The sequence below is a fragment of the Bradyrhizobium arachidis genome (assembly GCF_015291705.1).
Taxonomy (GTDB): Bacteria; Pseudomonadota; Alphaproteobacteria; order Rhizobiales; family Xanthobacteraceae; genus Bradyrhizobium; species Bradyrhizobium arachidis.
Genome location: NZ_CP030050.1, coordinates 3995816 through 4020869 on the forward strand (window position 1 = coordinate 3995816; position 25054 = coordinate 4020869).

Consider the following 25054-nt stretch of genomic DNA (forward strand, 5'->3'; position numbering starts at 1 on the left):
GGCGGAGAACTGGCCCGTCCGGACGCCCAATTCGCAGTCAACGTGCAGGAGTGAGGGACGTCTTCGAGTGTCTCGCGAGCTTCACGGGCACGCGAGGTCGCAACCTGCTATGGAACCGGCATGCCGGCGCGAGGGCTTTTTCCTATCGTTCTCGCAAAACGTCATGCTGGTACCTGGCGAGCGGCGAGAGCAGATAGCCGATGATACGGCGGGACCCGGTCTTCATCTCCACGGTAACCGCCATACCTGGGCCGAGATCCACGACCCGATCGTCGGCCTTTAGCTGCCGCTGGTCCAGCGATATCCGGGCGGCATAGACGAGATCGTCCTGCCGCTGCTGCCCGCCATCCGACGTGTTCTGGGCACGAGACCTGGACTCGGCGGCGTCGCGGCCGTCGCGTGAGATGGTATCGGGCGAGATGCTCAACACCTTGCCGTGGAGCACCCCATACCGCGTGAAATTGAAGGTATGCACCTTGATCTCGGCGTCCTGGCCCGGATGGACGAAACCGACGTCGTCGTTCGCCAGCGTGGCTTCGATCTCGAGGTGGCTATCCTGCGGGACAACTACGGCGAGGACCTGAGCCGGCGTGACGACGCCGCCCACCGTGTGCACGGCTAGCTGCTGGACGACACCGTCGACGGGGGCGACGAGATCCTGGAGTTTCGTCCGCCGATCGGCCTTGATCGCGTCTTGGGCGACGCCGGCGGCCTTCTGCTCGGCTTTTGCCAGCTCGTCGTAAAGCGCGCGCCGGAACTCGGCTGCGGTCCTGTCGCGGGTCTCCCTGAGCGTGGCAAGCCCGGCCTCGGCTTCCCTCAACTTGCTTCGTTGAATAAGGAGGTCCTGCTGCTGGCCTACCAGGTCCTGATACTCGCTCAAATAATTTAACTTTGATCCAAGCTGCTTGTCGAACAGGTATTTGCGGGTTTCGACCCGCTCCTGGAGCGGCGGGATGGTGGCCTCGAGCTTGGCGACACTCGCCTCGACAGTCGAACGCTCGGCATTCTTCTGCGACGCTTGGCGGTCGAGTTCGGCGAGCTTGGCGCGCTGTTCGGATGTCTGGCTAACCAGGAATTGCCGGTGCATCTCGATCTGGGCGGCCGTCGCGTCTGCCGGCGGATGGAAGTTCGCGAGCGGGTCGTCGCTATCCGCGAGCGCTGCCCGCAACCTCGTAACGTCGAGCTGGGCGGCGACGAGGTCCGCCTTGACGTGGCCGTGCTCGGCCGCCGTCATGGTCGGATCGAGTTCAATCAAGCTTTCTCCGGCGTGGACCTGTTGGCCCTCGCGAACATTGATCGCCCGTACGATACCACTTTCCAGCGGCTGGATCAGCTTCGTCCTGCCGCTGGGGATGATCTTGCCGCTGGCCGAGGCGACGATATCGACCTTGCCAAGCGTAGCCCATGCGAGTGCGACGCAGAAGATGGCTATGACGGTCGCGCCGACGGCGCGGCCGACGGGCGAGGCCGGCGTCTCGGCGATCTCGAGCGCAGCCGGCAGAAAGGCGAGCTCGTAGTTGTTACGGCGGATCGGGCGCTTGGGAAAGGGAACGATGGAGTTGTTAGCGGACGCCATGGAGACCTGCCTGCAGGAGGTGGAGTTTCGCGTAACGGCCGTTCGAGTGGAGCAGATCGTTATGGTTGCCGTCCTCGACGACGCGGCCGGCCTCCAGGGTGATGATGCGGTCGGCGGTCCGCACCGTCGACAAGCGGTGGGCGATGATGAAGACAGTCCGGCCCGCTGCGATCTGCTTCATGTTCTGTTGAATGGCTCGCTCGCTCTCATAGTCGAGCGCGCTCGTAGCCTCGTCGAAGATGAGGATCCGCGGATCGGCGACGAGGGCGCGGGCCACCGCGATGCGCTGCCGCTGGCCACCGGACAGGCTTGATCCGCGCTCCCCGACAACGGTGTCGTAGCCTTCGGGCAGAGCGAGGATGAAGTCGTGCGCGCCGGCTAGGATGGCCGCATTGAACACGCGCTCCATCGGCATCATCGGATCGGCGAGCGCGATGTTCTCGCGGATCGTCGTGTTGAACAGCACGTTCTCCTGCAGCACAACACCGATCTGTCGCCGCAACCAGGCAGGATCGACCATCGTCAGGTCGATCCCGTCGATGAGGACGCGTCCGCGCTCTGGCACATACAGCCGCTGGACCAGCTTGGTGAGCGTGCTCTTGCCCGATCCTGACGAGCCGACGATGCCGATCACCTGACCGGGTTCGACGTCAAAGGTGAGGTCCTGCAGGGTCTCGGGTCCGTCGGCGCGATAGCGGAACGTGACGTGGTCGAACGTGACCCGGCCGCGGATAGGCGGGAGCGCCGCGCGGCCCGGGCTCTGGGCCGGCTCGGGCATGGTGTTGAGGATATCGCCCAGTCGTTCCACCGAAAGTCGGGCCTGATGGAAGTCCTGCCAGATCTGCGCCAGCCGCAGCACCGGCGTGCTCACGCGTGCGGATAGCATGTTGAAGGCCACGAGTTCGCCGACACTCATGCTACCGCCGATGACGAGCTTCGCGCCGAGATAGAGCGTCGCCGCGGCGACAAGCTTGTTGATGAACTGCACAGCCTCGCTTGCCACGTTGTTGAGGCTCACGACGCGGAAGCTCGAGGCGACGTAGCCGGCGAGCTGCTCCTCCCATCGCCGCTGCATCTGAGGCTCGACCGCCATTGCCTTTAGCGTCTCGATTCCGGTGACGCTCTCCACCAGGAACGCCTGGTTCTCCGCGCCACGTCGGAATTTCTCGTCGAGGCGGCGGCGGAACAGCGGAGTCAACCCGGCTGAGATGCCGATGTAGAGCGGGAATGCTGCAACGGCGACAAGCGTCAGCAGAGGCGAATAGTACATCATCACTGCGAGGAACACGAAGGTGAACAGCAGGTCGAGGACGAGCGTGAGCGCAGAGCCGGTGATGAACTGGCGGATGTTTTCGAGCTCGCGCACACGGGCGACCGAATCGCCGACCCGCCGCGCCTGGAAATAAGCGATTGGCAGCGAGATCAGGTGACTGAACAGGCGCGCGCCGAGTTCGACATCGATGCGGTTGGTGGTGTGCGCGAAGAGGTAGGTGCGCAGGGCTCCGAGGATAGCCTCGAAGATACCAATGGCCACGATGCCGAAGATCAGGACGTCGAGCGTCGTCAGGCTGCGATGCACCAGCACCTTGTCGATGATCACCTGGAAGAACAACGGCGAAATCAACGCGAAGAGCTGGAGGAAAAGGGATCCGGTCAACACTTCGGCGAGCATCCGCCGGTACTTGCCGATAGCACCCATAAACCAGGTGATGTCGAAACGGCGCGCAAGGTCCGTCAGGCCCGCGCGGCGCGCCATCAGTATCAGGCCACCGCTCCAGATGGCCTCGAACTCCTCACGCGTCATCGTTTCCGGCCGCTGCTCCATCGGACGCTGCACCAGCACCTTGTCGGGAGCGGCTCTGCCGAGGATGAGGAAGCTGCCGTCGCGCAGCACGGCGATGCCGGGCAGTGGCGTGGTCGCGAGCCGATCCCAGCGCGTCGAGAGCGCGCGCGCCTTCAGGTCCATCGCCTTGGCGCAGCGGAGCATCTCCGCGACACCGATCCGCGGCGAGCCGATGCGATGGCGGATCTGTTCGGGTTCGGCACCTATTCCATGACAGCGCAGCAGGATCACCAGCGACAGTAGCGCCGCTTCGGTTTGGGCGGGGTCTTGAGCCGCGGCCTCGTCGTTCGGCGCGAACACGTCAAGCGCGGCGTCCTTTGAGGTGGAGCGCGACCATTGCTGCAGCCCCTCGGCGAAAGTTCTGATGCGACCGAGGGCGGCGGTCGTCAAGCTGGCGCCCTTTGAGGCGGACCGCGACCATTGCCGCAGCCGCTCGGTAAAGGCTCTGATGGGGCCGACGGCGGCGGCCGTCAAGCCGAGCGCGAAGGTCTTCAAGCTGCGCGGCGCGGCCAGCACGACGACGCGGCCGTCCCAAACGCGCTCCAATTCTGTCTGCGACATGTATGTCGGCCGTCGCGAGGTCAGATCGGCCACTACTACGCGGTCTTCGACGATCTGGCCTAGAAGCATGAAACCACCGGTGCGAAGCGCGACGATGGCCGGCAGGGACAGGAGCGGCAGGCCGGTCCAGTCGCTGTTGAATGTCCGCAACGTCAGCCCCAGCGCGCGGCCGCAATTCAGCATCTCGGTGACGTCGAATACGTCTCCCTTACAATGCTGGCGGACTTCCTCCGGCGCAACGCCGCGCCCGTGGAGCCGCGACAGAATTGTCAGTGCGGTAACGCCCTGCTCGAATGCTTGATCCTGGTGCGCGGCCTCAGGCCGCTTTGTCCTTGTGGTCATGTCCTGAAGCTCCGGCGGTGCGGTACCGTGACCGCCCCCGAAGGGGCGGCCCGGTCCCGGTCAGCCTTGGTTGCTGGTTAGTGCAGAGGTCTGGTCAGGAAGTTGGCGTGTTGTTGAGACGACGCGGATGATTGCGTCGCGGCTTGCGCGAAATGCGAGTCGCGACCGCAATCGCCCGCCATCATCTGATTGAGGAGGGCGTACGCCTTCGCGCCAGCGCCTGCAGCGGGATCGGTCGTCGTCGTGACGGGAGCGGACGCGCCGCCCCCCCTCGACGCTCCGGCCTCGCTGAGCGTCGTTGCTGCACGTGCGAAGTCGGGATGATGGTTGAGCCACTGCGCAACGTCGGTGTTGTTGGTAGGCGATTTGCCCGACGACGTGCTGCTGTCGGACGTCGTCGTTGACGTTCCGGTGCTGGCTGCGGCCGGCGTCGTCGTCGACGTCTCAGAGCTCGTTGCGGCAACTGTGTGATGGTGATGGGACGAGTGGTGCCAATGGTGGCCTGAAGACGTGCCATGCCCTGACGCCGTCGTCGAAGTGCCCGAGCTCGTGGTCGCCGGAGGATCCTTCACCGTGATGGTCTGGGCCGCGCTCGTGATCGGGGTGCCGGTCGAGTCGGTCGCGGTGACCGTCAGCGTCGCGGTCGGATGACCGTGACCTCCGTAGGACGAACTCAGCGATAGACCGCTGTTGACCTGGGCCGCGGTCAGCGTGATCGAACTTCCACTGAAGGTCTTGCCGTCGAGTGTGTCCGTGATGGTTTCGTATGTCGGCAATCCGGAGATTTTAACCGTCACGTCATCGCCCACATGCGGCACGCTCACGCCGAGTCCCAGCGAGACGCTGCCGCCCGGGCTGACCGACAGTGTGTTATCGGCGACAGTGAGGGTCGGCGCAACCGGGGTCGTCGGCTTCGCCGGCGTCGTCGTGTGCGTTCCGCCCGTGCTACCCGAGGACGTGCTGCCGGAGGAAGTGTTGCCGGTCGGATCGGTCACGGTGGTGTTGCCCGACGAGTGGGTGCCGCTTGAAGAGGTCCCGGTGTTGCCGCCCGTGCTGGACGAGGAGGTGTCGGACGAGGAGGAATTACCGGTCGTGCTACCCGAGGACGTGCTGCCGGAGGAAGTGTTGCCAGTCGGAGTGGTCACGGTGGTGTTGCCCGACGAGTGGGTGCCGCTTGAAGAGGTCCCGGTGCTGCCGCCCGTGCCGGACGAGGAGGAATTACCGGTCGTGCTACCCGAGGACGTGCTGCCGGAGGAAGTGTTGCCAGCCGGAGTGGTCACGGTGGTACCGCCCGACGTCGTGCCAGACGAGGAATCGCCGGTCGTGCCACCCGAGGTGCTGCCCGATGACGACGTGCCGCCCACGCCCTGCCAGCCGCTTGCGGCCGAGCCGGTGACGAGCGTCATATTGCGATAATCGACAGCCGCCGATTCGGATGCTGGCGACCGGTAGATCCCATATTCCCAATAGGTCGGATCGCCAAAACCCAAGGGACCCTTATAGTTCACGACCTCCTGGCCATTGACCGAAACCTTCAGATAGCCCGCGCTGGTGTTGGAGAAATTGGCCTGGACGTTGATGTCGTAATACTGTCCCGGCACGATAGTGGGACCGTCCCAGGTAAGGTGCTTCAGATCAGAGGATCCGTTGCTGGGATTGCCGCCGGGCAGGGCATACAGCGCATCAAACTCCATCTTATCGCCGACCATGTTGACGTAAAATGGAGGCGAGGTGGACACGCCGCTCGCGCTGTCATCGTTGTGCATTTGGCCCAGGATGAAATACGACGACGTCGTATTGACGAACGTGTTGTTGGGGCCGTTGGGCTCGAGCTTGACCTGATAGTCGATGGCGATCGGGGTGCCGGCCGCAATACGCGCTTCGCCTTCGATTTCGGAACGATCAGGATAAGAGCCGTCGTACCAGGCGCGATCGCCCGAGTGGACTTCGAAGCGCAGCGTGTCTGAGTCAGGATTGCTCAGGCTATAGCTGTTGCCAGCCGTCTGGACTTCGTAGCCGTCGCCACCGATATCAAAGCGATTTTTTGGTGCAGAAGAAAACGACGTAATCGTGCCGTTAGTCGCCATTCCAGGCCTCCTTACGAGTTACATTGCAAGAGTTCGGGAATTCCACTGCCGTGCGCGCGATGGCACACGACATACCGCATGCTCGCAGTGCTGAGCACCGCGAACACCTTTACGTGCCGCGCCCCGTGATGACGGGAGACACAGCACATGCTCGCAGCGCTAAGGGCCGCGAACACATTTCAAGGCAGTGGGAAATTTCGAGGTACCCCCCCAACTGCTCGGCCAGTGGGTTAATTAGGAAGTGTGGCGAAAAAAATTTCAAAATGTGATTAATACCTAGGTATGTCGGCCCAATACGTGCCCATATCGGGTCAGTTCAAGGCGCCCGCGCGATTTCGCCATCAGATTTGCGTTGGCGTCGCGACCGATCGAAGGGAAGAACGCACGTAGGTACTATTTGACGCGCGCGATGCGAGGGCACTTCACGTTTAGGCCGGAGCCGTGAATCCTCACAATCCAAACTGCGCGATCGGTCACCAAAGCATCGTCTCATAATCGTCCCGCCGCTCACTTGCGGAAAATGTCGTCTGCGAGAGGCGCCTAGGCGCGCCCATTGGTGGTGGTCGCGTTGGAGACAAACAAAACAAGAAGCCTCGCGGCTTCATCGCTCATGAGACGCCCGAGTCACTGCGGCTAAGAGCCAGTTTTGTAGCGGCAAGAGAGCTCGTCTCGAATCCCCGATGGCAGCTCAACCTGGTCTGGTCGAGGTGCGTTTCACTTCAGGTGCGCAAACACCATCACGAACTTCCGTTCGCGCTTTGACGTCACATCGGCGCTCCATTGCGGCATTGCGCGCGAGCTTCGTGCACCTGGTAGCTTCATCCGAGACAGACTCGCCGATAGCTGCTTTTCGATAGTAGTCCGCTCCCGCCACGCCGACTGCGATCGCTTCATCGAAGATGGAGGGAGGTAAAGCGCATGGGGCGTGATTGTCTTCCTGGTGTTTGAAGTGACTCCGATGAACACTCGATCATGACGTTGGGACATGGATACTGTGCCGGGCAGAGCGCCTTTGCTGGCGTGGCGAAATAGCGCAACGACATCGCGGGACATTACCGCTATCGTCGGTTTTCCAGAAGCCTCAGGCGATCCGTCTCTATCGCGTCGCGAACGGAGTCGGTTCGGCAGTCTTCGTAGTCACAATTGGGTAGCCACTATGCCCCCGAGTGCACTTTCGATTCAGGTACGTCAGTTCTCAAGCTCTTGCTACATTTGCGTCGAAGTTGCGCGCACAGCTCGATTGCATCAGGGCGGGCGGGTGGCCGGATTTGGTGGCCCAGCAGCCATCATCGGCGCCGGCCCGTTCGGCGTATCGACCGTCGCGCGTATGCGGGCGAGTATCCTCCATCCTGAGCGTTTTGTTTCCAGTTTCGCCGATTCCGACCGCGCACCACACTGTGCAACAGTCCTGTAAAGAGGCAGCGCAGCGGAAGATTGTATGACGGATGAAGATTGTTAATCGAATGTACTGCAGGTCTGGTGCGCGTTCTGAACCATGTTAGACCGCCCTGACCGAACGGATTTCCTCCGTGGAGGTGGCCTCAAGTGAAGCAGCTGTTGAAACATAGCCTGTTTTATGGAGCTAAGGGTCTCGGACTTCTCCCGGTTTGTCGCAGATTTTTCGCTGGCAGAGCGGTCATCGTGATGTTCCACGAGATTCAGCGGGATTGTCGGTCGGAATTGATGACCGGAGCTTCGGTTGAACTTTTCGCGTTTTTGGTAGATTGGCTGCAACGAGAAGGATGGGCGATCGTTAGTCTCCAAGAGTGCCTTAAGCGCTTGGCCGAAGATGACCGATCTCGCCGCTATGCGGTCGTCACTTTCGATGACGGGTACCGGGACAATGTCTCGGTAGCGCTTCCGATCCTCGAGCGCCACAACGCTCCATTCACAATGTATGTGCCGACAGATGCTTTAAAGCGGACCATGCAGTGCTGGTGGCTGGGAGTGCGCGAACTAATTCGCTCGAGAGACGTGGTAACGATCGACGCAATGGATGCGCGGTTTCGTTGCCCTGATCAGCGGAGCAAGCGAGCTGCCTTGGGCAAAGTAAGAGACTGGGTGCACCAGGATTATAAACGTGCCGCGTCGCTGACGACGACATTCGAAAACGCCGGCATTTCCACGGCGGCGCTGAATGACCGGTATTTCCTGGATCCGGGCGAGCTCCAAAGTCTGGCGCGTCATCCTCTCGCGTCGATTGGCGGGCACACGACCTCACATCGAGCGCTCTCAGACCTGGATGAGACCTCTGCGCGAGCCGAACTGATCGATAATCGGAACTATCTGGAGAATCTACTTCAGTTGCCTGTCAGGCACCTCGCTTATCCTTATGGAACCCCCGGCGCGTGCGGTCTGCGAGAAGAGTATCTCGCCAACGAAGCTGGATACGCGAGCGCCGTAACAACACGACACGATCAGCTAACCGACGACCGTCTCAACCCATTCGCGCTTCCCCGCATTGGGGTGGACAGTACGTATGACACAGAAGCTTCCGTTGCTGCTCGATTAAGCGGGGTACAGTTGGCAGTGCAGGCGCTTCTCGCGAAACGATCACGTCGTCATTCGTCGAAAGAAGCTTCGCACCTGACTCGGCCGACAGCGCGCTGACACCGCCGCACGTCTTAGGGGAGGGCGCCCGCCACCGTTGAGGCGATCGCCGCTGCAGAGGCCGCAGCGGCGGAAAGTGATCCTGGATGAAGCAACGTGCCTTTAAGTCCAACAAGGCACCGGTGTGTGCGGGAGTGCCCCGGCCTTCAACCGTGCCGTCCTTCGCTCGATCGATGGCCGTTGGTCTAGAGCCGGCCAAGGGATAGGTCGCCGGGTTACATGAGCGAATGAACGAGCGCGCTCGTTTCGAAACCAACTCTGCCTCGATCCCAGCCGCGAGCTGCTGCGTTCGCCGGTGAAGATCCATGCCGTCTCAATATGATCATCCGCTGCGCAGCAAACGCCTGTCCACTGCCTTTGCCCTGAAGTTGGAGAGAACGTCGGCATATACCTCGACGATCTTCTCCACCGTGACGACCTGATCGTACCTCGCCATCGCCGCTCGCCCTCGGAACTCGCTGCTCCGCGACCAGTCAAAAACCTCTCGAAGGTTGCGGGCAATCGTGCCGACGTCCGGCGGACAGATTCGCGTTCCCGCGATGCCGCTTAGAAGCTCGCCAACGTCGCCGACCTTCGTCGCAACCACCGGAAGATTACACGCGAGAGCTTCCTTGATGGAGGTCGGCGACCCTTCACGATCCGAGCAGAGGAGCATGGCGTCGGCGGCGCTGTAACACCACGGCATTTCGCCGTTCGCCATATTGAAAACCGTCATCAATTCCGCGTCGACGCCCTCCTGCACGAGCCGCTCGACTGACGCTCGCGCGAGATCATATCTCTTCTCACGGCGAGCCGGATCAAACGGAAACAGAACGATATACTTGTCTTTTGGCCATTGCAGCCGCGCTCGTGCTTTGTCGCGATCGTACGGCCTGAATACGCCAAGGTCGACCCCGCAGGGAATCACGATTCCCGGAATCCGCTTTCGCAGCCCCTCGGAAACGACGATGATGGCATCGGCGAAATGCGACACAGCATGCGTGCACAGCCTTTCAAAGGCACTTCCGAGCACGTCGGTCCCGTGTAGCGTGATCACGAGTGGCGCCTTCGAACGAAACATTGCAGGATATGCCGAATAGCCGTAATGCGCATGGACGACGTCATATGCCACCGCGCGAGTCATTCGCATGACGTCAAGAGCGCACCGCAAGTAATTCATCTTGGACTGGGATCCGAGAATGTCGATCACGTCGACCGTGTGGCCGAACCGCCGCAGCTGCTCTACCTGATGGCATACGAAGGCGCCGGAGCCCGGTCTGTCTGGACTCGGATACATGTTGGTGACACAGAGTATCCGCACGATTGGTGCTCCCTCGACGTTGGCACGAGCTGCTAACAAGTCACAGATCTGCGCCGCCAACCTCTTTGAGCCGTCGTCGGACCTCCGCCGGGACGCCCATCACGAGCGAACTGTCGGGCACGTCCCTCGTCACCACGGCGCCGGCGCCGACGATGGCGCCAATGCCGATTCTGACGCCTGGCAGCAAGTTGGCTCCCAGGCCGATCGCGGCGCCGCGCGCGATGTGCGGCCCTAGCATGGGCGAACCGTCGTAGCCGTTGCGCCCGATCGCATTGTCGTTCGAAGTGCCGACGCAGCCCGAAATGAACACGTCATCTTCGATCGTCATATTCCCCGCCAACCAGGTGTGATCCTGCACCCGAACGCGATCACCGATGCGTGTGTTGTAATTGACCGTGACGTAACGCCCGATGACGCTCTTCGAGCCGATCCGTGATTGTTCACGGATTGAGGCGCCGTCACCAATCAGAGTGCCCGCGCCGACCAAGACGTCGTAGAAAATTACCGCGTGCGGTCCAACAGAACAATCAGCGCCGATATCGACCCAGGCCTCAAAACGCGGCGGGCGCGACAATGCGCCGGCCCCTTTGGGCGCCTTGCCGATATAGGCTCCCGGAAATATTTCGACGTTGTCTCCGATCCTTGCGCCGCTTTCAATCACGACATGCGGGTGAATGATCACTCCGTTGCCAATCGTAACATTAGGTCGCACCACGGCGAACTCGGCGATCGTCACCGCCTCACCGATCGCTGCGGTCTCGACAATCGCCCATGCACTGATTCGCGTCATCGCAGCTCCTTCGCGGTCTCGGCGCGCTGCGCGGCGGGCGAATACGGTGACTCCCGCTGCAATTTCTGCTGGCTGTCCTGCTCGGTCGCAGCGCGCACAATCGCGGCGATACGGCGCACCTGGTCGCGTGCAAGCTCGGGAAACATGGGCAGGGACAGTGACTGAGCGGCCATCGCTTCGCAGTACGGCAGGTCGCCCAGCCTGTAGCCGAGATGAACGAAAGCAGGCTGTAGGTGGAGCGGCACCGGATAATGGATCCCGGTCGCCACGCCGGCCTCGTCCAGCGTTTTGCGTATTGCGTCCCGCTCTTTCGTGGCGATCACATACAAGTGGTAGACGTGCGTCGATCCCTTTCGAACGAACGGCGTCTTGATCCCCGACTGCGCCAACTCCGCGGTGTACCACTCTGCAGCGCGCCGCCGATTGGCGTTCCATTCATCCAGGCGCCGAAGCTTGACCTGCAGGATTGCCGCCTGGAGGGCATCGAGCCGGCTGTTGAACCCGATCTCGGCGTGGCTGTAGTGGCTGGTTCGACCGTGGTCACGCAGTCGTTCGATCCGCTCGGCAATCGCAGCATTGTTGGTGGTTACCGCTCCGCCGTCGCCGTAGGCGCCGAGGTTCTTCCCCGGGTAAAACGAGAAACATGCGACATCGCCGAGCGCCCCCGTTCGGATTCCCTGATATTCCGCTCCGTGCGCCTGGGCCGCGTCCTCTAGCACGTAGAGGCCGCGCCGTCGTGCGATGTCCTTGATTGGATCCATATCAGCCGGCTGGCCGAAGAGATGGACTGCGACGATTGCCTTTGTACGATCCGTTATCGCGCGATCGATCATCCTCGGATCGATGGTGCAGGTATCAGGATCGATATCAACGAACACGGGCCGCGCTCCCGTCGCGGCGATGGCGGCCGCGGTGGCGATGAAGGTGTGGGCGGTTGTGATCACCTCGTCGCCATGGCCAATACCTAAGGCTCGTATCGCCAGATGAAGCGCGTCGGTGCCGTTCGCCACGCCGCGCGCATGGCGCGCCTGGCAATACTCAGCGAAGTCTCTTTCGAACGAGGCAAGCGCCTCGCCGCCTATGAACTGCGCGGAGTCTAGGATGCCCTGTATTGCTTCAGCTACCTCGTCCTTTAGCGTCTCATATTGCGCTTTGAGATTAACGAACGGAATTTGCATTTGTTCAACCTCATGGGAATCCGGCTCTTTCACTCGAGAACCTCATCGGGCACCGCGCCCCCACAGAACCGCGGGAACAGTCAGCGCGATCAACTTCAGGTCGGTCCAAAACGTCCAATTCATTGCGTACTCGACATCCATCTCGAGCATGGCCTCGGGGCAGATACGACCCCGGCCGCGGACCTGACAAATTCCAGTGATGCCGGGCTTCACAATGTGACGTTTATGGTGCCAATCTCGGAAGTGTTCGAGTTCATATGGAATCGCTGGCCGCGGACCGACAATGCTCATTTCGCCCCTCAATACGTTGAGGAGTTGAGGCAGCTCGTCGAGGCTGGTTCTCCGCAGCAGTCTCCCCACGCGCGTCACGCGAGGATCGTCTGTCAGCTTGTACGGGGCATCGGGATCGTTCGAGAGTGGTTCCTTCGCAAAAGCGCGCCGGATCGCCTCGCGATGGACGTTTTGGTCGGCGTTGTGATGAAGCGTTCGGAATTTGAAGCAGTTGAACGGCTTTTCGTCTCGCCCGATCCTACGTTGGCAGAAGACTGCAGGTCCGGGACTGTCGAGATGGATTGCTATCCATATCCCTATGAAGACAGGAGTCAGCACCACGATCGCAGGAACGCTGATCGCGACGTCGAGCGCCCGTTTTCCAAATTCCCGCAGAACCGCATTCCGTCGCGTGGCCTCATGTGACGGCAATTTCGGGACCTCCCACCAACACGTTCCGCCGCCGAAAAGCCGGTTGATCCTTACCGTTGGTACGGCGTTGGTGCTTGCGCCGTAGACACGCCGATGCCGCCTCGAGCGCTTCGACAACGCGCAGTCCATGCAATCCATCCGCGCGAGGCCGTTCCCCGGTCACGATCGCATTGACGAAGTCGAGTATCTCGAGTTTGAGCGGTTCGGTGCTGGATATCGCGGGGATATGAACGTCGCCATGATGATAGGCTGACTGGAAGTCGGCGTAGGAGTCGCCGTTTATTTGCGGCCTGAAGCGCTTCTGGTAGACGCGCACCTTCTCGGACGGCTGTACGTCGTCGAACACCAGCATGGCATCGCTTCCGACGATCGTGATCTGGCGCACTTTGACCGGGTCCAACCAGGAAACATGCACATGAGCGGTCGGGCCGCTCTTAAACCCCAGCTTGGCATATACAACGTCCTCAACGCCGGGTAGAACGTGCGAGCAACCCCAAGCGCCGATGTTTTGCGCGACCTCCTCCAGTAGGAAGTGGATGATCGAAAGGTCGTGTGGCGCCAAGTCCCAAAGGACATTGGCGTCTTGCCGGTAGAGACCGAGATTCAGGCGCCTCGAGTCGATGTAATAAAGCTCGCCAAGAGAGCCGCTCTGAATCATCTGGCGCATGGCAGTCACAGCCGGATGATATTCGAACGTGTGCCCGACCATGAGAACGCGCTTGTGCTGTTCGGCAATCGCATTCAGCTCGCGGCATTCCGCACTTTTCATGGCCAACGGCTTCTCGACGAGCACGTGCTTTCCGGCCTGGAGCACCGCCCGTGCTAATTCAAAGTGCGTCTCTACGGGCGTGGCAAGAATGACTGCGTCTATTGAAGGGTTGTTCAGTGCGTTGCTGATGTCGCGCGAAACGGCGACAGAAGGATACTGTGAGCGGATATATTCCAACCTGTCAGGTCGCGGATCAACGGCCATCGCCATCCTTGCGCCGCGTATATCGCAGGCGACACGGATGTGTTTCGCACCCCAGTAACCGCAACCGATGACCGCGAGCGACGGGCCGTCGTTCGCGATCTGGATTTCGGCGTCCTCACGATCATGGTTATTCGCCATGTTGGCTCCTTGAAGGCCGTTAACGTGCGCTCCATTCAAGATAGCCGATTGAGCGCGCGCGCTGCTGAAGCACACGGGTAATGATCTACGCTCTTTTGGGGTACACCCCCGCGCTACGCAGCTGTAGCCATGGCCAAAGTGATTAATCGGCCGGTCAAATACCGGCGCAAGGCCGCCCAAAAAGCTCTGGTTTTCCAGTGGTACAAGGGACCTGGCTTTGAGCCGCGAGCCACGCGGGGTGGGGGCAACCGCTAGCGCTTGTGCGACGCAGCGAGTTGGATGGTCGACGATGTGCGGTTTTTGCGCGCATCTCACGATTGTCGCTGATCCGCGCGATACGGCATCGTGTGTGCCGACGCGTGCAGAGCGACTGATCTTCCCTGCTGCCTCGCATGCGCACGCGCGGATCGAGCTGCGTCATCGTGCGCGCCTCGGCGCCAGGCTCGCATAGGCGGCGAGGAGGGAACGCTTTTCAACTCCCAGCGAAATCTGTCGCCGGCGCGCTCCCGGCCGTAGCTCCGCATACGCTCGCGGGCGGCCTCGTCCTTCGAGCAGTGCGACAATTCCTTCGCCGAGCACCTGCGGCGTCGGCTCCGCCACCACCCGAGCGGCGGCGCGGGCGTCGAGCTTTGCTTGTAGGTCAGAAAGGCGTTGAAGGCCGACCTTGTTCGCTGCTTCGCGCAAACGTCGTCCGCCTCGGCAATTCCGGCGAGCGAATCGATACCGGCAGGGTCGGCGATGCTGCGAGATCGCAAGCGCTCGGTGACACCAGCCAACCAAGGCAGCGCCTCGGCGTCGCAACGCCGCCCGACAAGCAGATAGGCGGAAAGAGTAGCAAGACGACGGCGAGCATCGCGACTTTGCAGCACCGCAGTGCGGCAATCAATCTTGGCGGCAAACAGCAGCTGCAACTCCGTTCTCTCGACGGGCCCGGCACGCACCCGGTCATGTCAAAGCAAAGACATAAGCCTGACTCGTTGCTGAAGGCGACGACTCCGCTGCCGAAGCGCCGGAACTCATTCAAGGCCGACCGAAGACCGGAGCCCGGCAGGTCACATCGGGAGAAGCTGAGGTCATATGCGATCGTTTTCCTTTCGCGCAAATTCATCAGGGCTTTGTGACGCGTCTTCGGCCGCAATCGCATTCGTTGTGGCCGGCCCTTTGGCTTCGCGATTGTCCTGGCGTTTGAACTCGATGCTGTATGTGCGGTGCTTGGCAATTGGTTTGTACCCCAATTAGTTTGTCGCCGAGTACTTACAAATGGGTACCCAATCAGCCGCCGGTACCAGCCCTTTTGCCTCCCCTTGCTCGGCATGCCCCAACGCTACACTAGGGGCAGTGGAAGCGAGGGACTACGATGAAGATAGCGGTCTTTGGACTTGGTTACGTCGGCATGACTGCCGCCGCCTGCCTCTCTAGGGATGGCCACGAAATCATTGGCATTGACGTCAGCAACGAAAAAGTGGCGATCGTCAATGCCGGTAAGTCGCCGATCACCGAGCCTGGCCTCGAAGACCTCGTGGCCCGTGCGGTTAGGAAGGGCCTACTGAGCGCAACGAAGGATGTGAGCCAACATCTCGACAGTTGCGCCATGGCCATAGTCTGTGTGGGAACGCCTAGTGCGCCGGACGGATCTCACAATATGAGCTTTATCGTGGAGGTTTCCCGTCAGATTGCGGAGTTGGTCGGCCCCGCTCGATCGATGCCGCTGACCATCGTATTTCGCTCTACGATGCGGCCCGGTACGATCGAGGAACTCGTGCTCCCGATTTTCGAGGACGCATTGGAAGACAGGATGGATCTAGTCGAGCTTGTCTACAATCCAGAATTCTTGCGTGAATCTGTCGCAATCGAAGACTTCTTCCATCCACCGAAGGTCGTGATTGGGACCAGGAACGGAGAACGGTGCAAGGCTCTTGACGAGTTGAATGCCAGGATTGAAGCGCCGGTCTTCTATACGACTTATCGTGCGGCAGAGATGACAAAATTCGTCGACAACGCGTTTCACGCAGTGAAGATTGCGTTTGCAAACGAGGTTGGTCGCGTCTGCGATAAGCTCAATATCAGCGCATCCAAAGTTCACGAGATCTTCATCGCCGACACGAAGCTCAACATCTCGCCCTACTATTTGAGGCCTGGTGGCGCATTCGGCGGCTCATGCCTGCCGAAAGACGTTCGGGCGCTCCAATACATCGCAAGCGACGTCGGGGCACATACCCATCTGGTGGATTCGGTCCTGAGGTCGAATGACGCGCATAAGAATTTTCTCTTTGAGAATTGCATGAAGACAGTTCGGGCCGGCGGGCAGGTGCTTATGCTGGGGCTTTCCTTCAAAGAGGACAGCGATGATCTTCGCGAGAGCCCCAATATCGACTTGGCTCGCAAATTCCTTCAGTCGCATATCGGCTTGTCGATCTACGATCCCCACGTCGAACCGTCCAGATTGTTAGGCCAGAATCTCGGCTACGCGTTCTCCAATTTGCCTGCACTCCGCAAGCTTCTAATCTCTAAATCCGTGGCCGAGTCGCAGCTGTTCGACCTTGTCATCGATACTAGAGGATGGGCGAGGCAAATGGCGCTTCGCGCCAGGCGGGTTATCGATGTTAACACTCTTTCGTGACAATCGCAGTGCAAGCGAACCTGATCAAGCCGTGATAGCGAAACCACCAGGGGCGACCGGCGCTTCGAGCGAACAGTGCGAATTGGCTCGTTCGGACGTCGATACTTCTGCGGGGCTCATTGACGCCGCGCAGGCTGCCCAATCCGTGATTAATGGCTCAGCGCGCCGCCGCGTGCTTATCATCGTCGAAAATCTTTCAGTACCATTCGATCGCCGAGTGTGGTCGGAAGCCTGCACATTGGCACGGCACGGCTATGAAGTGTCGATAATTTGTCCCAAGGGACCGCAGGCAACGGCCCCATTTGAACTGATCGAGGGAATTGCGGTCTATCGCCACTGGCTGCCAAAAGAAGGACGTGGGGTGCTAGGCTATTTTGCCGAGTACAGCGCGGCACTATTTTGGGAGTTTGCGCTGAGTTTGAAGATACTCGCAACGCGCGGCTTTGACGTAATCCATGCTTGCAACCCTCCGGATCTCATTTTTGTGGTTGGTGCGTTCTACAAGTTTCTATTCGGAAAGTCGTTTATCTTCGATCAGCACGATATCAGCCCAGAGCTGTACGAAGCAAAATTTGGACGTCGTGGCCTTCTCTGGCGGATCATGGTCTTGCTTGAGCGTGTTACATTCGCATTAGCTGACGTATCGATAGCAACAAACCAGTCATATCGTAGCATTGCCCTTGAACGAGGGCGAATGGATCCGGAACGTGTGTTCGTTGTGCGTTCCGGTCCAAATCTTGCGCGCGTTCGATCACTTCCCTCAGACCCGGCCTGGAAAAAGGGGCGAAAATTCCTGGCCGCGTATGTGGGGGTTATTGGAAAGCAGGAGGGGCTTGATCTGCTATTGCAGTCAATCAGCCATATCCGCGGGGAGCGAAATCGAGATGATGTCCAATTCGTCATTGTCGGGAATGGGCCGGAGTTGGACGAGGTCAAGAAGCTAGCCGCGGCCCTTGAGCTGGATGAAGTGGTCACATTCACCGGCCGTGTTGACGACGCCACGCTGTTCACAATACTTTCGACAGCAGACGTCTGCGTAAATCCGGATCGCCCTAGCGCGATGAATGATAAATCAACGATGATCAAGGTCATGGAGTACATGGCCTTGGGTAAGCCTATTGTCCAATTTGACCTCACCGAAGGGCGCGTTTCGGCCGGAGAGGCATCTCTGTATGTACAGAATGCGGATACGGCGGAGTTCGGCGACAAGATACTGGAGCTTCTGGATGATCCAGTGCGGCGTGACCATATGGGCGCATTCGGCCAGAAAAGAGTCTATGACGTGCTCGCTTGGGACCACGGGGCCGTAAGCCTTCTAAGTGCTTATGAAAAACTATTCGATTTAAGGCGCTGACCAAGCCCGAGCGAGGCGCTTTGAATTGAGCCGACGCAGATCATTTCCACATAACGGACGAGCGATCGAAGCGCCCAGCGTTCAAGCAGGAGACGCTATGATCACGCCACGTTTGCGAGTCGACGCGGCGCTCTACTTCGGGCGGGTAGCGCTCACGCTGGCGGTAGATCGTGATCACGTAGTCGCGCCGCGTTTGACTTAGCAACAAGAGGCGTCAAAGCAACAATCAACTCACTAGCCTTTACCGTTGGCGAGTGATTGGCCTTCACATAGGTCTGACATCGTTGCGCGAGCGCGTTGTAATCGTTCGCGTCGGTGTCCCAAATTGCCCTCACGGATCTGCAGAGTGCCAACTCGTCCGCAGCAGATGCACCGAGGGCATGACGCAGGACGATCAAATCCGGATCGACTGGCCGGCTCGTCACAACAGGTGTACCAACGGCCAGCGCCTCCAGGAACGCATTCGAGAAGCCCTCGTAACGCGATGTACAGAGAAGCATCGTCGCTTCCGAAAGGAACGATTGAATGTCAACTCTCCGGACATAACCGACCATTTTCACATTCTGGAGACGGCTCAAGCCATTCACGGCATCGATAGTCGGTTGATCGGCAGCTTCGGCAAGCATTCCGGCCACGCGGAATTCGACGTCAGGAAGTTCCTGAGCGATTCGAAAAAGTAATGGCAAGTTCTTTGGATAGCGGAAGACTCCGAGCCACGCGACATATCTGCGTTCCGCGCGCGGCAAAGGAGCGGTCGCGTTCTCCGAGATAGCAATAGGGTTATGAAGGACGTGAATGGGTTTTCCAGGAAAGAGTGCTGCCAATTGATCGCGTTGATACTGATTTTGACAGAGAAATCCGGCTGCTCGATGCCGGGCCCAGGAATAGGATAACTGTTCATATTGCCGAAGACCGATCTTGTATCGTTCGTCGACGTCTGCATCGCTTACAACGCGGTAAACGAACGGAACCCCCAATTGGTCTGCGATGAAAGCCATGACGGCGGTGCCCAACCCGCGTGCCCCCTGGATGATGATATCCGGACGATAGGCGCGGGCGGCCGCCAATAGTTTGGGAATAAATGAATAGAACCACCTCGCAATCCGTACCCCCCGCTTTGGATCGTAGGTCTCGATAAGTGTTATTGGCGGGTTCGAACCAACGTGGGTCAAAGCGCCTTTCCAGGTAAGCACCGCGGCTTCGTGGCCGGCGTTGTCAAGCGCGCGAAGCCATGTCGTGAGTTCGATAGCCCATCCGCCGATCGGATAGTTCTCATCCTTCAGCAGATAGGGAATGTAGAAATCTATCGAGAGAATGCGCACCTGACACCCTGGGCTTTCATCGAGCTTTAGTCCCGGCGCCGCCGCGGCTCAATGGACCAATCTGACTACCCATTTATCGCCAATTTCCATACCGTGACTCGGCATGTACTGATTCCGGCTCGCAGTGACCGAGCGGCAAAGTGCTGGGGATGCGTCTCTTTGGCAATTTGCCGGCCTTCGCCAAGTGCCCCGCACAGCGCCCGGACGGTAGCGACGTCGACGCGCTGCTAGGTAGAGTGGATGTCTTGAGAAGCTTTCTTATTACCATCGACACAGAGGGAGATGACATCTGGAGCAGGCGGTCAAGCGTCGAAACCCGAAATGCTTCCTTTCTTCCCCGCTTCCAGTCGCTATGTGAGACCTTCGGACTGAAGCCCACCTACCTGGTGAACTTTGAGATGGCCAACGATCCCGGCTTTATTGAATTTGGCCGCGATCTAATCGCACGCGGTGCTGGCGAAATCGGGATGCATTTGCATGCTTGGAATGCCCCCCCAGGCCATCGCCTGACCAGCAATGACTCATGGCACCAGCCTTTTCTGATTGAATATCCGGAAGATGAAATCCGGAAGAAGATTGAATATCAGACGCATCTTCTTGAGGACGTGTTTGGCGTCAAGATGCTGAGCCACCGATCAGGCCGGTGGGCCCTTAATGCATTCTATGCCAACGTTTTGAGAGATTTGGGATTCAGGGTGGACTGTTCGGTAACCCCTCACGTGGATTGGAGCGGAATCAAGGGAGATCCGGGCGGTGCGGGAGGGAGCGACTATCGAGGGTTTCCCGAGCAGCACTATTGGATGAGCGAGCGAGATATCGGGCTCGGGGGAGGGACTTCGCTACTGGAGGTTCCAATGACGATCATCAACCGATCGCCCGCTTTTCTGACCCGCGCGACCCAAGCTTGCGAAGATATATCCGACTTACCGGATAGGACCCGGCGCTACATTTGGCCTCTGGAGTGGCTGCGCCCGAACGGGTCGAACTTGACGTCGATGCTGCGCATTCTCGACATCGCGATCTCGCAAGATCGGCCTTATGTGGAATTCATGACGCATTCCTCAGAGCTGATGCCTGGCGGAAGTCCTTATTTTCCGACGGCTGAATCAGTCGAGAAGCTGTATCGGGATTTGAACGAGCTCTTTTCACAAGCGACGAAACACTTCCGCGGCAGTACGCTGAGCGAATTTTACGATAGGGTGGTGCGGTCATGCGCCGACGATTGAGCAAAATACGGGCAATAGGAATGGCGATGAAGCTGTTGCCAGCTATTCTTGCCGCGTTCATCGCGACGACGACAGTGGATGCAGGCTCGTCCGACGTTCAGGTCATCGCCGCCACGGGTACGGATACGACTGAGGATTCGACCGCAATATTGCGGCCTGCAAGTGTACCAGTTGTCTCATCGATTACGTCGTTTTCCACGACACCAAAAATGCGGTTCTATATCGGTGGCGATAGCTACCAAGTTCAGACGGCGGGCAAGAGCTATAGCCTGACCAATCCTGACCCACAGACTCTGCGGTTCGAAGTCCGGCCGGGTGATAAAGCCTGGTATGATGCTGGATCTGTCGATCGCGCCGAAATTGAAAACGATGCACGAATTCCGGTCGGAACTCTCATCAACATAAGCTATGATTTTATGGTGGAGCCAAACGGGGCCAATGGGTCATTTACGAACACAGCATCATCGTACTTTATCCTTGGCCAACTGCACAATGACGACGCCGTTGGTGGTGTACCCACCTCGCCTCCATTCTATGTCAATCTTGTTGGCGACCATCTACAAGTTAACGCATTATATTGTCCTACGGGTCTGAATCCGAGCAATGCGGCCGGCAACCTTACGCATCTCACGCTCTGGACCGACCCGAATCCAATTCGAGTTGGCCAGTACAACGAGACCAAAATATCGGCCAATATATCCAACGACAGTAGCGGGTATTTGGGTGTCTGGGTGAATGGTACTCAGGTTGTGAACTATCAGGGCCCCTTGGGCTTTGGGGATCCCACCTACTGGGAGTACGGGCTCTATCGGAGTCCAGCACCCGAGACTGTCGCCGCCAAATTTCGAAATATGACAATAACAACTGTGGCTGGGCCGCCTGGGGCCACCTCATTGCGACGCTGACTTATGGTGCGCAACGTCACCGGCGTGGCTGGATACGATTGCGATAGAATGAAGGATCCGGTGCGTTATGCGTGATCTATTGAGCTATAGCGGCCCAACCCCTTATCAGCTCACGCTTCCGCGTTCAGTCGCGCAAAGTGGAAGAGTTTTCTTTCTCGTGTTCCTTTTTATCTTGCCGTTCCAGCGGATGCCATTTCTCGGTGACAATCTGCTCGGTATCCAGGGCCTCAAGCCGTTCAACTTGCTGTCAGCTATCGTCCTCGCCTATTTGGTACTCCAAAGCGCGCCCTTATACGCGACGGATAAGATCGAGCAAAGATCCCTCAGAATTTTTCTCCTCTACTTCGCAACCTTTGCAATTGCGTATATTCGATCAATTCCCAATGCTCCGCTGCTTCATAGCCGACTTCCAACTACATTTCCCGAGACCTATCTCGATTTTACGTTGTCTTCTTGCATCGTTCCGGCCTTCTACATTTTAGGATTTCTATTTACCCTTAAGCGCATGTGCTCCTATCACGAGCTCGAGAGGATCACGACGGCGATCTGCCTCTCGATATTGCTGTTCTCAGCCGCTTTCATCATACTCATCCTGACGCATCCGTCCGTTCTGTCAGAGAGCCGGCCCGAAATTGCCGAAATTGGCGGAGACAGCCGGGAGCGAGGCGGAATGAATGAGCTGTGCGCAACCTATTTTGGTGTCCATTACAATACGATTGGCACCATCTATATTTGTTGTGCGCCCTTGTTGCTCCATCGATTTCTTGCGCGCGGAGCTCTCTGGATCGTACCTCTCGGTCTATCGCTTCTGGCAATTCTTCTCCTCGGGTCACGCAGCGCGCTTATCACAGTGGGAGTTTCGCTTTGCCTGCTTCTGATTCAGAGGCGCAGATTTGATATCTTGCTTGCCGGCGCTGCGGTGCTTGGGATCGCATCGCTCCTATGGGTCGCACCAACTGTGGAGGCTCTTTTTTCGATCGGGTTTGAAACCGGTTCTGACTTCTCGGCCGATGCCTTGCTGACGGGCCGCGTCGATTATATTTGGGCTCCTCTGCTAAATGAATGGACGAGCAATATCGGCCTGTTCCTGTTTGGCGCTGGTCGCTACGGAATAGTGACAAGCCAAAGTTGGGACACAGGAGCTTTGCTCCACATGGGTCACGCGCACAATGCAATTATCAATTTCTTTGTTGATTGCGGTGCCATTTTTTCCAGTGTGCTTATCGTCCTCCTTCTTGTTGGAGTAGCCACCGCCTGGCGAACGGGGCGGAGGTTGAATAGTGACCTATATTGGGCTCTGTTCGCGGGCATCTTCGGATTTGGGATTGGCATGGCAACTGAGCGTGAGATTTTTCCAACTATTGACAACATGTATGTATTCCCGATCATTGCGATGATGATCAACTTGGCGCGGTTGCGCTATCTGGATGCCTATCAGCGTCGAATGGGTCCACAAGAAGTGATCTGACGTGAACTCCGAAGACCGTTCATCTTCGGTCTGCTGCAGCGTGGCGATGGTCGCCTAGGTGCTTACCGCTGCGATGGCCGGGCCCAAATCGTGATTACCTCGATCTGCACCCCGTCGCCAGAGTCCTGTGACATTGCCACGTTCGTTGCGGTGTTGAGCGCGAGATTCATCGCGGCGGGGTCGTCTGCAGGATCAGGTGATGTTTTTCTGCTTCATTGCAGCCGAATCGTCGGTGCGGGTGAGGGCGGATTGCGAGGAGGACAATAAAGTCCCCGCTATCTGCAAGCGACTGCAGCAAGCGAACAACATCCCCGGCGAACGCAACGCCAGGACCGAATGCTGTTACGGCGGATGTGACGTAAGCATCCGGTGAGGACCGCGTAGCGGTCACTCAGGCTGCTTGGTTGACTTGCTTATTTCGGTCGCGCCAATTCCAGGGCAAAAGTTCGTCGAGCCGTTGTACGGGATGTGCAGCGATGCGTGCCAGGACGTCGGCGAGCCAAGCTTGTGGATCCACGTCGTTCATTTTGGCTGTGACGATCAGGCTGTACATCATCGCGGCACGGTCGCCGCCGCGGTCGGAGCCACAGAACAGCCAAGACTTCCGCCCCAGGGCGATGCCGCGCAGGGCTCGCTCGGCGGCGTTGTTCGACAGGCAGATGCGGCCATCGTCGAGGAAGCGGGTAAACGCATCCCAGCGCTTGAGCATGTAGTCCATCGCCTTGGCAACGTCGTTGCGCCGGGAGAGCTTGGCGCGTTGTTCACGCATCCAGACTTTCAGATCGGCCATCAGCGGCGCGCTCAGCTCCTGGCGGACGGCCCGGCGCCGTTCGGGCGTCTCGCCGTTGATGCCTCGCTCGATCTCGAACAAGGCGTCGATCCGACGGACTGCTTCCAGTGCCAGAGGCGAGATCACCGCTGGCTTTTTGCCTTGTACCTTGCGGCGCGCATTCTCCGCCAGATCAGCCATCACGAAGAACGGTCGTCGGGCATGGACCCAACACGCCGCTTCCAGGATCGGACCTACGTTGCGGCTCGGGTCGTAAAGCTTGCCATAGCCGCCATAGGCATCGGCCTGGAAGATGCCGTTGTAGCCGGCCAGATGGGCCTGGGGATGCTCGCCCGCGCGATCGCGCGAGTAATAAAACACTGCTCCCGGCGGGGCCTGCCCGCCAAAAGGCTTGTCGTCGCGTACATAGACCCAGATGCGGCCGGTGTCGGTCTTGCCTTTGGCCAGGACCGGCACCGTCGTGTCATCCCCGTGCAATCGCTCGGCACTCAGCACATGGGCCTCGAGGCGCCGGAACAAGGGCGTCAGCGCAACAGTGCAGCCACCAACCTGGTCGGCGAGGGTCGACAGGCTGATCGGCACGCCTTCCTTGCCATAGCGTTCGGCCTGACGGTTCAGCGGCTGGTGCTGGCCGAACTTCTCGAACAGCACCATCGCCAGTAAGCTGGGGCCGGCCCAACCACGGTCGATGACGTGGAACGGCGCCGGGGACTGGCTGATCTTCTCGCAATCACGGCAGCTGAACTTCTCCCGGACGTGCTGGATCACCTTCCAGGACTTCGGGATCACCTCCAGCGTCTCGGTGATGTCCTCCCCGAGCTTGGACAACCTCGCTCCGCCGCAGCAGGCGCACGCCACAGGTCCCGGCACGAGCACCCGCTCGCGAGGCAGATGGTCCGGGAACGGCTGGCGCGACGGCCTCTTGCGCGTGAACGAGGCCACCTTCGTCGTCTTGGCCGCGGCCATTTCGGCAGCGAGTTCGTCCTCAGTCGCTGAGGCCTCGAGCTCCTCCAGCGTCAGTTCGAGCTGATCCAGCAGCCTTGCGGTACGCTCCGAGCGAGGGCCATAACGATCACGGTTCAGCTTTTCGATCTGCAGCTTCAGGTGAGCGATCAGAGCATGGTCGTCGGACTGCTGGGCGCGAACGCTGGCGAGTTCGGCGCGCGTCGCCAGCAACGCCGCTTGCAGCGCCTCAATGTCTTCCGGCAGCTTCTGGGGACCGTCACCCATGCACCGATGGAATCACAAAAGCGACGATTTGGCGTGCGC

Annotated in this window: 17 protein-coding genes and 1 pseudogene; 6 read left to right on the plus strand and 12 right to left on the minus strand. The window is 59.2% G+C overall.

The annotated features are described in order from the left end of the window. Positions 1-142: 142 nt before the first annotated feature. The 4 genes and pseudogenes from WN72_RS18385 to WN72_RS18395 all read right to left on the minus strand — a co-directional run bounded on the left by WN72_RS18385 (position 143) and on the right by WN72_RS18395 (position 6409). Positions 143-1576, minus strand: a complete 1434-nt coding sequence (locus tag WN72_RS18385) for an HlyD family type I secretion periplasmic adaptor subunit (RefSeq protein WP_027559150.1) — start codon at positions 1574-1576, stop codon at positions 143-145. Then, positions 1563-3659 (minus strand): type I secretion system permease/ATPase, encoded by a 2097-nt coding sequence (locus tag WN72_RS18390; RefSeq protein ID WP_027559151.1) that lies wholly within the window; start codon positions 3657-3659, stop codon positions 1563-1565. The genes WN72_RS18385 and WN72_RS18390 overlap by 14 nt, the downstream gene beginning before the upstream one ends. Before the next feature lie 327 nt (positions 3660-3986). Further along, positions 3987-4322: pseudogene (locus WN72_RS47860) on the minus strand (cysteine peptidase family C39 domain-containing protein); the annotation flags it as partial. A 77-nt stretch (positions 4323-4399) separates the two neighbouring features. Further along, complete coding sequence (locus WN72_RS18395; RefSeq protein WP_194483027.1) at positions 4400-6409, minus strand: heparin lyase I family protein; 2010 nt, start codon at positions 6407-6409, stop codon at positions 4400-4402. Positions 6410-7954: 1545 nt separating this feature from the next. Here WN72_RS18395 and WN72_RS18400 point away from each other — a divergent pair. Next, positions 7955-9019 (plus strand): polysaccharide deacetylase family protein, encoded by a 1065-nt coding sequence (locus tag WN72_RS18400; protein WP_231164329.1) that lies wholly within the window; start codon positions 7955-7957, stop codon positions 9017-9019. Between the two features lie 322 nt (positions 9020-9341). On the opposite strand, the gene WN72_RS18405 is transcribed toward WN72_RS18400, so the two are convergent. The 6 genes from WN72_RS18405 to WN72_RS18430 form a co-directional block, all read right to left on the minus strand. Continuing rightward, positions 9342-10319 (minus strand): glycosyltransferase, encoded by a 978-nt coding sequence (locus WN72_RS18405; RefSeq protein ID WP_347337472.1) that lies wholly within the window; start codon positions 10317-10319, stop codon positions 9342-9344. 40 nt (positions 10320-10359) lie between these two features. Further along, positions 10360-11109, minus strand: coding sequence for an N-acetyltransferase (locus WN72_RS18410; protein ID WP_035729937.1), 750 nt, complete (start codon positions 11107-11109; stop codon positions 10360-10362). After that, the gene (locus WN72_RS18415) at positions 11106-12287 is read right to left on the minus strand and encodes a DegT/DnrJ/EryC1/StrS family aminotransferase (protein ID WP_092215188.1); all 1182 of its coding nucleotides are present in this window, start codon (positions 12285-12287) and stop codon (positions 11106-11108) included. The genes WN72_RS18410 and WN72_RS18415 overlap by 4 nt, the downstream gene beginning before the upstream one ends. A gap of 42 nt (positions 12288-12329) precedes the next feature. Then, the gene (locus tag WN72_RS18420) at positions 12330-12989 is read right to left on the minus strand and encodes a sugar transferase (protein ID WP_035729934.1); all 660 of its coding nucleotides are present in this window, start codon (positions 12987-12989) and stop codon (positions 12330-12332) included. Continuing rightward, on the minus strand, positions 12976-14100 hold the full coding sequence (locus WN72_RS18425; RefSeq protein ID WP_051377966.1) for a Gfo/Idh/MocA family protein: 1125 nt from the start codon (positions 14098-14100) through the stop codon (positions 12976-12978). Before WN72_RS18425 ends, WN72_RS18420 begins: the two co-directional genes overlap by 14 nt. Positions 14101-14411: 311 nt before the next feature. Beyond that, complete coding sequence (locus tag WN72_RS18430) at positions 14412-15011, minus strand: hypothetical protein (RefSeq protein ID WP_141263482.1); 600 nt, start codon at positions 15009-15011, stop codon at positions 14412-14414. Positions 15012-15457: 446 nt separating this feature from the next. Here WN72_RS18430 and WN72_RS18435 point away from each other — a divergent pair, with 446 nt between their 5' ends. Then, positions 15458-16720, plus strand: a complete 1263-nt coding sequence (locus tag WN72_RS18435) for a nucleotide sugar dehydrogenase (protein WP_027564558.1) — start codon at positions 15458-15460, stop codon at positions 16718-16720. Beyond that, a complete protein-coding gene (locus WN72_RS18440; protein ID WP_092215185.1) occupies positions 16701-18074 on the plus strand; it encodes a glycosyltransferase family 4 protein in 1374 nt (457 codons plus the stop codon). The genes WN72_RS18435 and WN72_RS18440 overlap by 20 nt, the downstream gene beginning before the upstream one ends. Before the next feature lie 152 nt (positions 18075-18226). Here the strand turns inward: WN72_RS18440 and WN72_RS18445 are convergent, their stop codons facing one another. Next, positions 18227-19396 (minus strand): glycosyltransferase family 4 protein, encoded by a 1170-nt coding sequence (locus WN72_RS18445; protein ID WP_027557047.1) that lies wholly within the window; start codon positions 19394-19396, stop codon positions 18227-18229. A gap of 140 nt (positions 19397-19536) precedes the next feature. Here WN72_RS18445 and WN72_RS18450 point away from each other — a divergent pair, with 140 nt between their 5' ends. The 3 genes from WN72_RS18450 (at position 19537) to WN72_RS18460 (ending at position 22995) form a co-directional block, all read left to right on the plus strand. Next, complete coding sequence (locus WN72_RS18450; protein WP_208617492.1) at positions 19537-20622, plus strand: polysaccharide deacetylase family protein; 1086 nt, start codon at positions 19537-19539, stop codon at positions 20620-20622. Positions 20623-20642: 20 nt separating this feature from the next. Next, the gene (locus WN72_RS18455) at positions 20643-21527 is read left to right on the plus strand and encodes a heparin lyase I family protein (protein WP_159073910.1); all 885 of its coding nucleotides are present in this window, start codon (positions 20643-20645) and stop codon (positions 21525-21527) included. A 67-nt stretch (positions 21528-21594) separates the two neighbouring features. After that, on the plus strand, positions 21595-22995 hold the full coding sequence (locus WN72_RS18460; RefSeq protein WP_092215181.1) for an O-antigen ligase family protein: 1401 nt from the start codon (positions 21595-21597) through the stop codon (positions 22993-22995). Between the two features lie 391 nt (positions 22996-23386). Here the strand turns inward: WN72_RS18460 and tnpC are convergent, their stop codons facing one another. Next, on the minus strand, positions 23387-25015 hold the full coding sequence (gene tnpC, locus WN72_RS18465) for an IS66 family transposase (protein ID WP_194482923.1): 1629 nt from the start codon (positions 25013-25015) through the stop codon (positions 23387-23389). Positions 25016-25054 lie beyond the last annotated feature (39 nt).

Coding starts and splice junctions, on each gene's coding strand:
- WN72_RS18385 (WP_027559150.1), bottom strand. CDS start 1,576: ATGGCGTCCGCTAACAACTCCATCGTTCCCTTTCCCAAGCGCCCGATC.
- WN72_RS18395 (WP_194483027.1), bottom strand. CDS start 6,409: ATGGCGACTAACGGCACGATTACGTCGTTTTCTTCTGCACCAAAAAAT.
- WN72_RS18410 (WP_035729937.1), bottom strand. CDS start 11,109: ATGACGCGAATCAGTGCATGGGCGATTGTCGAGACCGCAGCGATCGGT.
- WN72_RS18415 (WP_092215188.1), bottom strand. CDS start 12,287: ATGCAAATTCCGTTCGTTAATCTCAAAGCGCAATATGAGACGCTAAAG.
- WN72_RS18425 (WP_051377966.1), bottom strand. CDS start 14,100: ATGGCGAATAACCATGATCGTGAGGACGCCGAAATCCAGATCGCGAAC.
- WN72_RS18435 (WP_027564558.1), top strand. CDS start 15,458: ATGAAGATAGCGGTCTTTGGACTTGGTTACGTCGGCATGACTGCCGCC.
- WN72_RS18440 (WP_092215185.1), top strand. CDS start 16,701: ATGTTAACACTCTTTCGTGACAATCGCAGTGCAAGCGAACCTGATCAA.
- WN72_RS18455 (WP_159073910.1), top strand. CDS start 20,643: ATGGCGATGAAGCTGTTGCCAGCTATTCTTGCCGCGTTCATCGCGACG.
- WN72_RS18460 (WP_092215181.1), top strand. CDS start 21,595: ATGCGTGATCTATTGAGCTATAGCGGCCCAACCCCTTATCAGCTCACG.
- tnpC (WP_194482923.1), bottom strand. CDS start 25,015: ATGGGTGACGGTCCCCAGAAGCTGCCGGAAGACATTGAGGCGCTGCAA.